This window comes from Leifsonia virtsii (assembly GCF_030433675.1).
In the GTDB taxonomy this organism is placed as follows: domain Bacteria; phylum Actinomycetota; class Actinomycetes; order Actinomycetales; family Microbacteriaceae; genus Leifsonia; species Leifsonia virtsii.
Genome location: NZ_JAROCB010000003.1, coordinates 405,005 through 420,201, shown reverse-complemented (window position 1 = coordinate 420,201; position 15,197 = coordinate 405,005). Strand labels below are relative to the sequence as shown.

Here is a 15,197-nt window from a genome sequence, read left to right as displayed (position 1 = left end):
AGACCTATACTTCGGACGTGAGCGGAAAGCCGCGGGTGCTGGTCGCGGAGGACGACAGCCGGCTCGCCGGGATGCTCGACAGCCTCCTCGCATCGGAGGGCTTCGAGGTCAGCCGGGCGGGCGACGGCCAGCGTGCCCTGCACCTGGGCCTGTCGGAGGCGTTCGACGTGATGGTGCTCGACCGCGGCCTCCCCGCGATCGAAGGGCTGGACGTGCTGCGGCGCCTGCGCGAGCACGGCGTCACGACCCCGATCCTGGTGCTCTCCGCGCTCGGCACGGCGCCCGACCGCGTCGACGGCCTCAACGCAGGAGCGGAGGACTACCTGGCGAAGCCGTTCGACATCGACGAGCTGGTGGCAAGGGTGCGCGCGCTGACCCGGCGGGCCGCCGCTGTGGTGCCGACCGTCCGCTTTCCCGGCGGCCGCATCGACACCGGGAGCCGCACGGTGACCCTGGACGACGGCAGCCGCACGGTGCTCTCCGAACGCGAGGCCGCGCTCCTGGAGCTGCTGGCCCGGCGACCCGAGCAGGTCTTCTCGCGCGCACTCCTGCTCGACGAGGTGTTCGCCGCGGCCGACGACCCCGGCGTCGTCGACACCTACGTGCACCACCTGCGGCGCAAGTTCGGCCGCACCCTCGTCGAGACGGTCCGCGGGGTCGGCTACCGGATGGGCGCCCTGCCGTGACCAGCGCCGACGAGCGCGAGCTGCGCACCGCATCGCGGCGGCTCGCCCTCCAGTTCGCCCTCATCATCGTGGGCCTCTTCGTCGCGCTCGGCGTCGTCGTCTTCTCGGTCGTCGCCGCGGGCCAGGCCGAGGCCGCGCGCAAGGTGCTGGCCGACGCCTCGATGGTCGACTCGCCGCACGATGCACCGCGCAACCTCCTGGTGACCGCCGTCGGACCGGACGGCAGCCGGGAGAGCTCCCCCGACCTGCCGGAGGGCCTGCCGGACGAGCAGGCACTCGCCCAAGTGGAGCAGAACGGCGGCTCGGTCTCCGGCGAGGTGGAGGCGGACGGCCGGCGCTACCTGGTCGAGACGGATGTGCGCAACGGCCGCGTCGTCCAGATCGCCTACGGCCTCGGCGAGCAGCAGGAGGAGCTCGCCCGCCTGCTCGTCGCCCTGGTCGCCTCCGGAGTGATCGCCACCGTCGCGGCCGCGTTGGTCGGCCTCTTCCTCGCCCGCCGATCGATCCGCCCGCTGGCGGACGCGCTCTCGCTGCAGCGGCGGTTCGTGGCCGACGCTGGCCACGAGCTCCGCACGCCGCTGACGTTGCTGAGCACGCGCGCCCAGCTGCTGCGCCGGCACGTCGTCTCGACGGACGCCGACGAGGAGGTGCGGACCGGCCTCGACGAGATCGTGGACGACAGCCGCGCACTCACCGAGATCGTGCAGGACCTGCTCACGGCCGCCGACCCCCGGCAGACCGCGGAGGCGGTCGAGGTCGACCTGGCCGAGCTCGCCGGCGCCGTCGCGCGGGCCGCAGAGGGCCGCGCGGAGGAGCGGGACGTCACCATCGACGTGTCACCGGAACCCGGCTCGCTCGTCACCGGCGCCCCGGTGTCGCTCCGCCGCATGATCGTCGCACTGATCGACAACGCCCTCGACCACGCCCGCTCGCACATCTCCGTCACCGTCGGTCCGCACCGCGACAGCGTGCTGCTCACGGTGCAGGACGACGGACCCGGCTTCTCGGAGGGCGTCGAGGATCGCGCGTTCGACCGGTTCGCCAGCGCTCGCGACGCGCAGACCGCCGAACCGCACGGGCGCCACTACGGACTCGGGCTGGCGCTTGTCGCCGAGGTGGTGAGCCGCCATCACGGGACGGTGGACGCGTCCAATCGCCCGGAGGGTGGTGCGGTCGTCACTGTGCGGCTGCCGAAGCGGCAGTGACGCGCCTGGCCGCCTAGCCGACGCCCTCCAGCGCATCCGTCTCGGTGTTGCCGATGTTCTCGATCACCTGCGGCCGGCGCTTGCGCAGGTACGCGAACCACACCACCGCACCGACCAGCGTCAGCAGGAAGAGGTACGGGATGACGTTGAGCGGGAACGCCGGCACCGGCCAGACGTTCGCGAAGAACACGTACGCCATGGCGGCGACCGCGACGACCGCGCACACCCAGACCAGACGGTTCGGGATGCCCGCACGGCGGGTGTAGACGATGCAGGCGATGGCGACCAGCGCGTACGCGACCATGTAGCCGTAGGTGCCGTACGTGTCCACCCAGACGACGATGTCCATCGGGTTCGCGCCGACCGCGAGCAGCATGATGTCGAGCACGATCGCCGCAGGCCCCGCGACCAGGAGGACGCGGTGCGGGGTGAGGTGACGCTCGTGCGTGCGGCCGAAGCGCTCGGGCAGCACGCCCTCCTTGCCCATCACGTAGAGCACGCGGCCCACGACGTTCAGCGGTGCGACGACCACGGCGAAGAACGACGCGCCGACGCCGAAGGTGAGCACGGGCGCGAACCAGGACGGCATCCCGATGAGCTTCGCGATGTCCTCCAGCGGGCTCGCGCTCGTGGCGAGGTCGTCGTGCAGCACGGCGATCTGCGTGTAGGCGGCGAACACGTAGAGCACGCCGACGACGACGGCGCTCCACATGATGGCGCGCGGGATCGCGGTGTACGGGTTCTTCGCCTCGCGGCCGAGAGCGTCCGCCGACGAGAAGCCGACGAAGCCGAGGATGCCGAGCACCATGCCGGCCGCGATGCCCTGGAACGGCGCCCCCTGGGCGAAGACCTGTGCGGGATCCCAGGCCGCAGGTCCCGCCCACACCAGAGCGGCGACCAGCAGGATGGTGATGATCGTCACCGACACCAGCTCGAGCACGAGCGAGACCCGGGCGGAGAGGCGGATGCCACGGATGGTGAACAGCGTCGCCAGCCCGCCGAGCACCACCGCGAGGCCGATGTACCAGCCGACGCCGCCCGCGGGAACGCCCAGCAGCACGAGGAACTGGTTGAAGTACGACACCGCGCCGCCGAGCGAGCCGGCCGCGATGCCCCAGCAGCCGATCACCAGCGTGACGCCGGCCAGGTAGGCGCCGGTCGGGCCGAGACCCTTCGCCACGTAGGTGTAGAGGGAGCCCGCAGAGGCGTGCTTCCGGGCGAAGACGACGACGCAGTAGCCGACGCAGAGGATGACGATGGTGGCGAGGATGAACGAGTAGATCGTCCCGTTGCCTGCGCCGACGAAGATCGACATGGCCGTGAAGGCGATGACCGCGCTCGGGGCGATGTTGGCGATGGCCTGGGCCGCGAGCTCCGGCCCGCTCATCACGCCGTGGCGGAGCCCGGCGTCGGTCGGGCTGCTGGCCCGGGTCTGTGTGGTTGACATGGCTCTCCAGTGAGTCGTTCGGGTCGGGCTAGGGGATGAGGAGGGTGCGTAGGACGGACCCGGCCTCGAGGTCGTCGAAGGCCTCCGCCGCCTCGGCCAGGGGTCGGCGGCCGGAGATCAGCGGGTCGAGCTTCAGCTGGCCGTCCATGTAGCGGTCGACCAGGGCGGGGATGTCGATGGACGGACGGACGGAGCCGTAGTTGGAGCCGAGGATGCGCTGGTCGGCCTCCGCCAGCACGAGCGGCTCGAACGACGCCTTCGCGCCCGTCGGCGGCAGGCCGACGATCACCGCGGCGCCGCCGAGGCCGAGCATCCGGATGGCCTGCTCGGTGGTGGTGGTGCGCCCGATCGCGTCGAAGGCGTAGTCGACGCCGTCCGGGATGAGCTCGAACAGCTGCTCGACCGCGTCGGCCTTGGAGGCGTCGATGCGGTCGGTCGCGCCGAACTGCAGCGCCATCTGGGTCTTGTCGGCGAGCACGTCGATGGCGACGATCCGCTCGGCTCCCGCAAGCTTCGCGCCCTGTACGACGTTGAGTCCCACTCCCCCGCAGCCGATCACGGCGACCGTCGAGCCGGGCTCGACCGCGGCGGTGTTGAGGACGGCGCCCACACCGGTCGCGACGGCGCAGCCGACGACCGCGATCACGTCGAGGGGCGCGTCATCCCGCACCTTGACCGCGCCGGAGGCCGGGACGACGACCTCCTCGGCGAACGAGGAGACGCCGAGGTAGTGGTGCACGGTCTCGCCGTCGCGCGACAGCCGCGAGGTGCCGTCGAACAGCACGCCCTTCGGCGCGACGACCGTCGCCACCTTCTGGCAGCGGGCCTCGTGACCGGACCGGCAGTAGCGGCACTCGCCGCACGGCGGTACCCAGCTGAGCACGACGTGGTCGCCGACCGCGAGCGACGTGACGCCGTCGCCGAGCTCGGTGACGACTCCCGAGCCCTCGTGGCCCATCACGAGCGGTGCCGGAGCGTCCCACTCGCCCCGCTTCACGTGCAGGTCGGAGTGGCAGACGCCCGCGGCGGCGATCTTCACACGCACCTCGCCCGGGCCGGGGGCGGCGAGCTCCACTTCGGTGAACTCGATGGCGGCGGACGGTTCGGTGAAGACGACGGCCTGCATGGGTACTCCTTCGTGTGCGGGTCTCGCTCGATGCTAGGAACCGCCCCCTCCCCATGTCATTCACAGAAATGCCGAATCCTCGGGGCTCCTTCGACATTTCGTACACTGTGACCGTGACCCGCGACATCGCCTCCATCGCCCGCACCCTCGGCGGACGCGTGGTGGAGGGACGCGTGGATGCCGGGATGCCGGTCGACTCGGCGGTGGCGCTCGACGACTTCTCCGTGGTCGCCCACCCGGCGTTCGCGACTCTCGTGGTCGCCCCTGCCGCGGCGGTCACGGCTGCCCTCTCCGCCGGGGACGCGCGCGCCGAGTCCCTGCGCAGTGCGGTTGTCGCCTGCCACTCGGAGGATGCAGCGCTGCTGCACGCGCTCGAACGAACCGGCACCACGGCGATCGTCGGCACCGCACCCACCGACGACCTGCTCGAGCCCGTGCTCGCGGCGCTCCTCGCCGTCGACCAGGCCGCGGAGGATCGTGCGGTGACGAGTGCCATGAAGGTGCTCACCCTGGCCGCGCGGCGCGGCGGCGTCTCCGGCGTCGTCGCCGAGCTCGCGCACCGGATCGACGGTTGGGCGGTGCTGCTCGACCGGCACGGGCAGGTGATCACGAGCGCCGGCGCGGGGGCGCTGCACGTTCAGGATGCGATGGCCGTCGCGCTGTCGCGTCCCGTGCGCGTGAGGCACCGGGCGCTGCAGGTGCACGTCGTGGGGTCGGGCGAGGACCTCTCGGCGCGACTGGTGGTGAGCCCGCGCACCGAGTCGTCGAGCCGGGCGCGCGAGCTCGGCTCGCAGGCGGCCGCCCTCCTCGACCTCGTGCTCAGGACGGACGACCCGACCAGGACGGAACGGCTCGGCCGCGCGGTGATGATCGATGCGCTGCTCGCGGGCGGGCCGGCCGCGGCGTCGCTGCTGCGGCAGTGGGGCGTGCACGAGAGCTCGCTCACCGCGTTCGCGCTGACCGCGCGGTCCACGTCCGTCGAGGTGGAGCGGCTGGTGTCGCACTGGCTCGACGAGCTCGGAGCCGCGCACATCCTCACCGAGCGGCACGGCGTCGTCACCGGCTTCCTGCGCGACGACCAGGTGGATGCCGTGGCCGCGCGCGTGGAGGCGTACTCGTCCGCGATCTTCCTCGGCGTCGGGAACCCGGCCGCGACGGACGCGCTGGCGGGAAGCGCGGCGGAGGCCGGCCATGCCGTCGAGTCGGCGCGCGCGGAGGGGCGGCGCGTCGTCCGCTATCGAAGCATCCCGACGATCGAGCTGGTGCTCGATCGCCTCGCGGACGAGGACGCCGTCCGGGTCGCGAGGCTGCTCGACCCGCTGCGTGACGACGGCGGCCGGCACGGCGACCTGACCGAGACCCTTCGCGTGTACCTGGCCGAGAACGGCGCGTGGGGCGCGACGGCCGACCGCCTCGGCGTGCACCGCCAGACTCTGACCTCGCGCATCCACCGGATCGAGGGGCTGCTCGGCCTGTCGCTCGCCGACGCGGACGACCGCACCGCCGCCTGGCTGGCCCTGCGCGCTCTCGGCGGATCGGCGCGGCCGGCGTCGGGCTGACGGGCCGGGGCTCGGCTGGTCACGGGCCGGCGCCGACCCCGGGCGGGTTGCGGCGCGAGCCGTGCAGCCTTCTGCGGGGAGCCCTGCGGCGTCCCGAGCGCTTCCGGCCGTCGGGGAATTCGTCCTTCGGGTAGCTGCGGCCCGCCCACCACGTGTACGCGACGATGAGCAGGATCGCGGTCAGGTAGACCACCGCCCACCAGGGGAACTGCAGCGTCGCCGTCGTCCTCTTCGCCGTCGCCTCGTCCTTCGGCGGCGTCGGCGTGATCCGCTGGCCCGTCACCAGGATGCGGTGCGTGTTGATGCCGAGCGGCGTGCAGGTCACCAGGGTGACCAGGTCCTTCCCTGCCTGCTGCCGGAGGGTGGTGGTGTCCTCCGGGTCGACGACGCGCGTGTCGATGACCTGATACGTGAGGACCTGCCCGAAGGTCGTGACGATGAACCGATCGCCGACCTGGATCTTGTCGAGGTCGGTGAACATGGTCGCGTCCGCGAGCCCGCGGTGCGCGGTGATGACCGAGCGGGTGTTCTTCCCGCCGACGGGCAGCGATGTGCCCTGGAGGTGGCCGGCGCCTTTGAGCAGGGACTCCTCGCTGGTGCCGTGATAGATCGGGAGGTCGACGCCGATCTTGGGGATCTGGATGCGTGACATGGTACGGCTCGGTGTGTCGAGCAGCTTCCAGTAGTCGAACTCGTCGGAGCTGCTCTTGCCGCTTCCCGTCGGGACATTGGCGTTCGCCTCGAGGACGGCGCCGCTGGAGAGCGCCTTGTTGTAGCGATGCGCCTCCTCCAACTGTTCGGACGCCGTCGGCTGGACCTTCTTGATCGAGTCGGCGTACTTACTGATGACCAGGGACTGGTTGTAGGCGGACAGCCAGCTCGCCGCGGGCGAGTACGCGAGGACCGTCGCGCCGAGCACGGCGAGGACCGCAGTGATGAGGAGGAGAGGACCGGGACGCCACCGGCGCCGCGGCGGCGCATGACGTGAGCGTCGACGGGACATGTTCTTCGGGTCTCGGGTTCGGGTTCGGAATGTGCGAAGGGGGCGGACCGGACAGGCCGGCCCGCCCCCTCAGTCGGTTGCGAGACCGATCAGGCGTTCTCGTTGCTCGTCGCGCGGCGACGACGGATCAGCATGACCCCGCCGAGCGCGATGACGAGCAGCGCGATGCCGCCGACCGTCAGCGCCACCTGCACGCTGGAACCGGTGAACGGAAGCTCGGGCACGCCCTGCTGGACGTTCTCGATCTTCACGAGCGGGGTGGTGCCGTTGGCGCCGACCTTGACCATGACCGCGGTGAGGGCCGCGGTGCCGGTCGGCAGGACGAAGCCGTTCGGCGCCAGGATCTCCTTCAGCACGTAGCAGCGCTGCTGGAAGTCGTGGCCGGCCTTGGTGGTGTTCGACACGGTACCGTCGGCCGCGACCGTGGTCTCGGTGTCACCGATCCAGAGACCCGGGATGAAGACCTTGCCGCTGTCGTCGGAGGTGACCTGGTACGCGTTGCCGCTCGCCGGGTCCTTCACCTGGGTGAAGCCGGTGCTGATGTCCGGGAGGCACTGACCCTGCTGGTCGGTGGTGCCCTGGTAGACCTCGAACTTCGCGCCCTTCAGGCCGTCGTTCGCGTTGGACTTGTTGACCTTCTGGACGGTCAGGTCGCCCCAGCGGGTGACCTTCTCGTTGGTCGGAGAGCCGTCCGGGGTGTTCGGCTGGCCGGGGGTCAGCACGAAGTCGTTGAGGTTCACGTACGCGGTGTTCTTGATCTCGCCCGGGGCGTTCGCCTTGGCCTGGAAGCCGACGACGATGTTCTTGCCCGGCACGAGCTTGGCGAGCCCCGCAGCGGTGAGGGTGACCGTGAGCTTCTGACCGGCCCAGGTCGCGGTGAAGTCGGTTCCCGCGACCAGCGCGGTGCCGTCGAGCTTGACGGTCACGGTGCCCGCGGTCGTGATGGGGGTCAGCTTCGTGTCGAGGTCGTCGACCACCGAGAACTTGGTGTAGGTCTGGCCCGCGGCGAGCGCCGGGATCAGCTGGGTGACCTCGTATTTCACCGGGGCACCGAGAACCGCGCCGCTGTTCTCCTGGTCGACCACGTTCTTCTTCGGGGCCTCGGCGACCGTGTTCTTCGGGTAGACGTTGACGTCGTAGACCCAGTTGCCGTTCAGGTTGACCTGATCGTTCGCCTTCTGCGGCGTCGGCAGGGTCACGATGAACGGCGCGGACTTCTCGACCACGCCGGCGGGGGCCTGGACCTCGCGCACGAAGTACGGCCCGAGCGGCAGCTTCGCCGAGGTCGCCGTGCCGTTGGCATCGGTCGCCGCCAGCCTGGTGCACTGGCCCAGGTTGTAGTTCGCCAGTTTCGTCCCGGTCTGGGCGGCGATCTTCTGAGCCGGCGTTATCGCGTTCAGGGCGTCCCACCCGGCGTTCGTGCCGTCGAACAGATTGACGCCGGTGATCGGGCAGTACTCGAAGACCACGCCGGAAATCGGCTTGGTGGTCGGGTTCGTGCCGGTGCCGTCGGGTGTCTGCTTGCCGTCGCCGGTGTTGGCGAACTTGTGGACGATGATCGACCCCTGCTGACTGGTGTCGATCGAAGCGGCGTTCGCCGCGGCACTGGATGCGAATGCCCCGAGGACACCCAGCGTCAGGGCCGTTCCGACAGCCAGGGCCCTGCGCCCGCGGTGCCGTGTGATTGCGGTCATTGAGGTTTCGTTTCCTTTCTCCACCGCTCTGGTGCGATGCGAGCTCTCATCTATGAAGACGTGGATCTGGGCGATTCACGACGCGGGATCCGGATCGGATTCAGACATTCCGTCGACGGCGGATCAGCTGCCATACGCCGAGGGCCAGCGCGACGGCGAAGACGCTGAGCGCCGTGAACGTCAGAGCGTCCGTGCCGAGGCCACCCGTGAACGGGATGGCCGGGACGGGCAGCTGCACGTTCGCCACGTCGGGCAGCTGGACCGTCGTCGAAGCAGACGTCACGGTCACCGGGATCGGCTTCGGGTCGAGCCTGAAGCCGATCGGGGCCTGGGTCTCGACGAGCTGGTACGTGCCCGGCCCGAGATCGGTGAGCCGGAAGACTCCACCGATCGGATCGATGTCGGGCCCCGTGCACTGCGCTGCGAAGGCCGCGACGCAGTCGTTGACGACGATCGCCGGTCCGGTGGGCTTGCCCGTGCCGTCCACGGGGGTGAACGTCCAGGCCGCGCCGGTCAGGATGTTGGCGGACGCGCTCGAGTCGACCTTGTGCCACGCGACGTCTTTGACGTCGATGGGGACCGTCACGGTGCACTTCGCGTCTTTCGACCCTTCGGCACAGTTGGTCTTCCAGGTGGGCGAGACGACCGTGTTGACCAGCGAGTGGTCGCCGCCGTCCGGGCTCTTCACCGTCACCGAGTACGTGACCGTGACGGTGGCACCGGAGGCGAGCGGCCCGGACCACGAGATCTTGGGCGCGGTGTAGGTCACCACTCCGGAGGTCGCGGCGTGGTCGGCGTTGTAGATCGCATCCTTCAGGAGGTCGGTCAGGTCGTCGGAGAACGCAGCGCTGTTGTAGTCGAGCTGTCCGTTGTTGGTGACTGTGACGCTGTAGGCGACCTTCCCTCCTGGCACGGCGCTCTGCACGCCCGAGGTCTTCTTGATCAGCAGCGAGCACTGATACGGATCCGCCGAGACCAGATAGCTGACCGGGCCGGTCGTGTTGCCGCCCGGCTTGTCGTTTCCGGCCGCCGAGACCGTCACCGCGTTGGCGGAGTTGGAGATCGTCGCGGGCCCCGTCGCGTCGCAGGCGACTCGCGGGATGACCGTCTGGAAGCACATCTCCGGCGGCTTGCCCTGCCAGGTGATCGAGATCTGGCCGCTGACGACGCCCGACGGATCGTTGATGCCGTTGATCGTGACCGATGCGGTGATCGAGGTGACGGAGGTGGGGATCGACGACAGGTTCAGCGTGCCGCCGGCTGCCAGCGTCACACCGTTGAATCCCGGGATCACGGCGTTGTTCTGGTCTTTCAGAGTGATGGTCGAGTTCGTGTAGGTGCCCGCGACCAGCCCGGGAAGGGTGAGGGCGTTCCAGCCCGTGAAGCCGGCGGCGCCCGACCCGCAGTAGTAGCTCGTCGGGGTGACCGTCAGGTTCGCCGGACCCGAGACGCCGGTGCACCCTCCGCCGGTGATCGCGTTGAAGAAGGTGATCACGCCGTAGTCGCCGGTCGCCACGAGGCAGTTCGGGGCAACGTCGGAGGCGGAGCGGACGGTGTAGTTGATCGAGTTGGACGGACGGGTGAACCCGGTGCAGTTCGGAACGGTGCCCGTTCCCGAATACGAGGCGAAGTCGACGCAGAAGACGGTGCTCCCCGCGCTCCCGTAGACCTTCGTCCCGATCACGTAGGTGTCGCCTGCGCCGTTCCCGTTGCCGGTGTAGGCGGCGCCCGTCCCGGTGTACGGGTTGTTGGACAGTGCCGTGCCGCTGAGGTTCCAGCATTTCGAGGAGGTGCCCGCGCCGTTGGCGATCGTGCAGATCCCGGTCAGGGCGCCGGTGCTCGAGAGGATCGGGGCGAACGGCGTCCCCGTGAAAGCGGGCGGGATGGACGTCACGACCGGCCAGCTGCCCGAGCAGAGGGCGTTGGTGCTCGGCCGGTAGCAGTACGTCTGCCACGAACTGGACGTGTTGGTCGGCTGCACGCTCGCGAACACGTAGTCCCCGAACGTGGCGAGGGTCGGCGGGTAGAGCGTGCTCACCCCGCTGTTGAGCGTGGCGCCGCCGGCGCACACCGCTCCGGCCGTCGGACTGACACAGAAGATGCTGTTCCTGGTGCCGCCGCTGATCGTCGCAACGTAGATGTTCCCGTTCGCAGCGGGGATCGCGGTGCTGCCCACCTGAGCGCCGTTGTTGAAGCCCGGGATCTGGCCGTTCGCGATCACGCTGTAGCCGCAGCTCTTCGCGGTCGAGATGTCCAGGCAGGCGACGCCGGCGCTGGCCGCCGTGGTCAATCCGGCCAGCCAGTAGAGCCTGTTCCCCGAGATCCATGTGCCGCCCTGCCAGCCCGTGAAGCCCGCGAACTGCGTGCCCGTTCCGATCGGCGTCCCGATGACATCCGACCAGTACTGCGCATTGGACCCGGTCGGCCACCCGGGGCAGGTCGTCCCGTCCATCCGGGAGCAGTACACGACGTTGCCGGTGCGGTGATGGTAGACGCCGTAGATCAGCCCATTCTTGACGACGACGTTGTACGCGTCGCCTCCGCTCGTCGCCACCACGTTCGCGGTCGGGCTCGGGAAGTTGGTGGACAGCTGCCTCGTTCCCTGCGGAACGACGGTGCCCGTCCACCCGATTCCGGTGGCGTTCGCCGGAGCGGTTCCGGAGACCCAGGAGTTGCCGTTGTCGATCGAGTACTGCGGGGTCAGTGCGCCGAGGCCGTTCGGGTTCGGGGGCAGCCGCACGGATCCGGGGATGAAATTGCCCGCGTTCTTGATGTTGTCGGTGAGATTGACCGTGGCCGGAGCACTGGTGTCGTTCTGGTAGCTGACGACCCACTGGATCGTGTCGCCCGGCGCGGCCTCGCCGACGACGGCCCCGGCGGGCGAGTCGCTCGATGAGGCCTTGGAGCCGATGGCGAGGTTGGTCGCGGTCTTGTACAGCGTCGACACGCCGTTCGAACCCGCGTTAGAGAAGTACTGCGGCAGCACGAGCGTCGCGACGACGACCCCGACGGCCACGCAGAGGGCGAGGATCCCGGCCAACCGCCGCCGGCGGGTGGCGAGCACCCGGTAGGTGACCATCATCGACCGGTCACACCCTTTCGGGCCTCGACCGTGCGAAGGGTGCACGGGGTCGGGTGGGTGGCGGCCCCCAGCAAGGGGCGCATGGCGTGTTTCATGTCCGGTTGATCCTCAGCGAACCATCCGTGAGCCGACCGGGGTCGGCTCACGGATGCGGGTGTCGGTGTCAGCTAGGGCCGGGGTAATCAGCCCTTCACCTTCAATGACGCAAGTAATGCCGATGCATTACGCGATGCGCTGAAGAAAATGCATGCTCACGCGGTCCTGCGTCGCCGGAGGAGGTGCCAGCCTCCCAGGAGAGCCACGAGGCCGAGGAGCCCGAGCCCTCCGAACGTGTAAGCGTCCGCCCCGATACCGCCCGTGAACGGGATCGCGGGGACCGGCAGCTGCTTGTTCACCACGTCCGCCAGCGACACCGTGGTCGCCGACGCCTGCACCGTCACCGTGATCGGTGTCGAGTTCAGCCGGAACCCGAACGGGGCCTTCGTCTCGACGAGCCTGTAGGTCCCTGCGCCGAGGTTGGTCAGGCGGAACACGCCGGCGACCGGGTCGATGTCGGGCCCGGAGGACGCCGATGCGGACCCCGCGACGCAGTCCGTGACCACGATCGGCGTGCCGATCGGCTTGCCCGACCCGTCCACCTGGGTGAACGTCCACTCCGATCCCGCGAGCACGTTCTTCGAGTCGTCGACCTTGTGCCACACGACGTCCTTGACGTCGACCCGGACGGTCACCACGCACGCCGGATCGGTCGAGCCGGCCGGACAGTTGGTCCCCGGCGTGTTCGACACGATCCGGTTCACCATCGAGTGGTCGCCGGCATCCGGGTTCTTGACCGTCACCGAGTAGGTCACGGTGACGGTCGCGCCCGCCGCCAGCGGCCCGGTCCACGCGAGGGTCGGAGCCGCGTAGCTCGCGGTTCCCGCCGTCGCAGCGTGGTCGCCGTTGTAGACCGCATCCTTCAGCACGTCGGTCAGGTCGTCCGTGAAGTTCGCTGCGCGGTACGGCTGCGTTCCCGTGTTCTTCACCGTGATCGCGTAGGCCACCTTGTCTCCCGGCCCGGCGTTCTGCACGGGCGATGTCTTGGCGAACGCGATGCCGCACTGCGACGGGTCGGCTTTCACGACGAAACTCGCCTTGCCCGTCGTGTTTCCGTTCGGGGCGTCCGTGGCCGCGGGCGACCTCGTCACCGCCGTCGCCTGGTTGAACAGGTCGGCCTGGGCCGCGTCGCATGCCTGATCCGGGACCGTCGTGGAGAAGCACATCTCCGGCGGTGCGCCCTTCCAGCTCACCCCGACCGTGCCGCCGGAGGCGCCGATGTTCTGGTCCACGACGCCCTGCAGGGTGACCTCGACGGTCAGCGCGGAGGTCGCTCCGGTCGCCGGGATGGACGAGATGTCCAGCGTCGTGGTGCCCGACGGCAGCTTGACGCCGCTGAATCCGCTCACCGGCTGACGGTTCCGGTCGTAGACCGTGACCAGGGCGTTCGCGTAGCCCGCCGCCGGGGTGTCGACGAGGTCGATGGAGCTCCACCCGGTGAAGGCCGCGGCTCCCGAGCCGCAGTACGACGTCACCGGCTCCACGGTCACCGACGCGAAGGTCGAGAGGCAGGGACCGCCCGTGTCGGCGTCGAACGTGTTCATCAGGCGGCCGTCGCCGGCAGCGATGAGGCAACCGGGCACGCCGGCGATGGTGCGGGACGTGTAGTTGATGGGATTGGGTGGCGACGTGAAGCCGGAGCAGGGCTGGGCAAGTCCGCCGGAGACCTTGCTGAAGTCGAAGCAGCCGACCGCGTTGCCGTCGCTGACCGGCACGTAGACCTTGGTGCCGATCGTCAGGGCGTCACCGGCGTACGAGTCATGGAATCCGGCAGACGCGGGGTAGGGACTGGACACCTTCGCACCGGAGAGGTTCCAGCAGTTGTCCGTCAGATTCGAGACGAGGGAGCACACACCGGTCAGCGCGCCCGATGTGCTCAGCATGGGAGCGAGTCCGCCGTGGGCCGACGATCCGTACGGGATGCCGTCGGGCATCGCCTGGGGGTAGCCCGGGCAGAGGGAGTTCGTGGAGATCCGGTAGCAGTACAGGTTCGGGTTCGTGCCCGGCGGGACGCTCGCCGGCACCCAGGAGGGAACCAGGGTCGCGAAGACGTAGTCACCGAAGGTGAGCGTGTGCGGCGGCCGGTCGGAGCCCTGGATGCCGCCGACGTCGAACGTTCCGCACAACCCCGTCGAGGAGACGTCCGTGCGCACGAACTTGGACGGGTCGAAGCAGAGGATCTTCCCGTTAGCCGTCGCGAAGTAGTACTTGCCGTTCGACGCAGGAATACCGGTCCCGCTGATCTGCGGATTGTTGCCGGCGAAGTACGGAGCGTAGTTCACCTTGTCGATCGGGTGGAAGCCGCAGCTGACCAGGGTAACGATGTCGATGCACATCATCCCCACCGGGTACTTGCCGGTGGCATCCGCGACGGTGGCCTGCGCCTCCCAGAACAGTGTCGTCCCGACGAGGAAGGTCCCCTGCTCCCACCCGGTGGCCAGGTCGGCGTACGGGCCGGTGCCGATCTTCGCTCCGGCCTGTGTCGACGCGTAGGTGTACGTGGCCGGCCACCCTGGGCACACGCCGCCTGTCGCGGTCACGCACACCAGGGCCTGCTGGGTCGTGTTGTGGTGGTACGACGTGTACACCTGGTACTGGCCGTTCACCTGCGCGACGACCCCGTTGTACGCATCGCCGCCGTTCTGGTTGAAGGCGAAGCCCACCGGCTTCTGGAACGCAAGTCCGAACTGAGTCTGGAGTCCCTTCGCGGACGAGGCGACGCCTCCGGTGAACCCGACGCCGTTCGCGTTCGTCGGCGGCGCACCTGCCTGCCAGGTGCTTCCACCGTTCGTGCTGAACTGCGGCGCGAACGGCTGGCCCGGGATCTGCGCGGCCGGCAGCCGCAGCGAGTCCGGCACGTAGGCGCCGGCCGAGCTCAGGGGGTCCTTCACATCGACCGTCCCCGTCCGGCTGGTGTCGTTGCGGTAGCTGACGACCCAGTCGATCGTGTCACCGGGCTTGCCCGTACCCGTCTTGGCGCCGCCTGGTGCATCGGAGGATGCGGCGACCGACCCGTTCGTGCGGTTCTTCGCCGTCTTGTAGATGGTCGACACGCCGTTGCTCCCCGCGTTCGACAGGAACTGCGGCACGATCAGCGTGCCGGCCACCACCCCGACGGCCACACTGAGCGCGATCAGCCCGATCAGCCCGCGCCGGCGCCGCGTCCACGCGCGGTACGACACCATCACCGCTTCACCACCTCGTCCGAGGTGGACGCATTGGGGTGGTTGAAAGACGTATTGCGCATCTGGATAGTCCTCGTCGTCCTCCGAGCGGCACCGTGAGCTCACGGCTCGGGG

Annotated in this window: 9 protein-coding genes; 3 read left to right on the top strand and 6 right to left on the bottom strand. The window is 69.6% G+C overall.

All coding sequences use genetic code 11. From position 1 onward, the window contains the following. Window positions 1–17: 17 nt before the first annotated feature. Window positions 18–686 (top strand): response regulator transcription factor, encoded by a 669-nt coding sequence (locus tag P5G59_RS12945; RefSeq protein ID WP_301219403.1) that lies wholly within the window; start codon window positions 18–20, stop codon window positions 684–686. Next, window positions 683–1,891, top strand: coding sequence for a sensor histidine kinase (locus P5G59_RS12940; protein ID WP_301219402.1), 1,209 nt, complete (start codon window positions 683–685; stop codon window positions 1,889–1,891). Before P5G59_RS12945 ends, P5G59_RS12940 begins: the two co-directional genes overlap by 4 nt. Window positions 1,892–1,904: 13 nt before the next feature. On the opposite strand, the gene P5G59_RS12935 is transcribed toward P5G59_RS12940, so the two are convergent. Both P5G59_RS12935 and P5G59_RS12930 read right to left on the bottom strand, forming a co-directional pair. Further along, a complete protein-coding gene (locus P5G59_RS12935) occupies window positions 1,905–3,338 on the bottom strand; it encodes an APC family permease (RefSeq protein ID WP_301219401.1) in 1,434 nt (477 codons plus the stop codon). Window positions 3,339–3,366: 28 nt separating this feature from the next. Further along, window positions 3,367–4,464, bottom strand: a complete 1,098-nt coding sequence (locus P5G59_RS12930; RefSeq protein ID WP_301219400.1) for an alcohol dehydrogenase catalytic domain-containing protein — start codon at window positions 4,462–4,464, stop codon at window positions 3,367–3,369. A 113-nt stretch (window positions 4,465–4,577) separates the two neighbouring features. Here P5G59_RS12930 and P5G59_RS12925 point away from each other — a divergent pair, with 113 nt between their 5' ends. Continuing rightward, complete coding sequence (locus P5G59_RS12925) at window positions 4,578–6,023, top strand: PucR family transcriptional regulator (RefSeq protein WP_301219399.1); 1,446 nt, start codon at window positions 4,578–4,580, stop codon at window positions 6,021–6,023. A 19-nt stretch (window positions 6,024–6,042) separates the two neighbouring features. Here P5G59_RS12925 and P5G59_RS12920 read toward each other — a convergent pair whose 3' ends face one another. The 4 genes from P5G59_RS12920 to P5G59_RS12905 form a co-directional block, all read right to left on the bottom strand. Then, complete coding sequence (locus P5G59_RS12920) at window positions 6,043–6,942, bottom strand: class C sortase (protein WP_301219398.1); 900 nt, start codon at window positions 6,940–6,942, stop codon at window positions 6,043–6,045. A 173-nt stretch (window positions 6,943–7,115) separates the two neighbouring features. After that, complete coding sequence (locus P5G59_RS12915) at window positions 7,116–8,720, bottom strand: SpaH/EbpB family LPXTG-anchored major pilin (protein ID WP_301219397.1); 1,605 nt, start codon at window positions 8,718–8,720, stop codon at window positions 7,116–7,118. A gap of 100 nt (window positions 8,721–8,820) precedes the next feature. Then, window positions 8,821–11,802: a DUF7927 domain-containing protein gene (locus P5G59_RS12910; RefSeq protein WP_301219396.1), complete on the bottom strand. Its 2,982-nt coding sequence runs from the start codon at window positions 11,800–11,802 to the stop codon at window positions 8,821–8,823. 251 nt (window positions 11,803–12,053) lie between these two features. Then, on the bottom strand, window positions 12,054–15,083 hold the full coding sequence (locus tag P5G59_RS12905) for a DUF7927 domain-containing protein (protein WP_301219395.1): 3,030 nt from the start codon (window positions 15,081–15,083) through the stop codon (window positions 12,054–12,056). Window positions 15,084–15,197 lie beyond the last annotated feature (114 nt).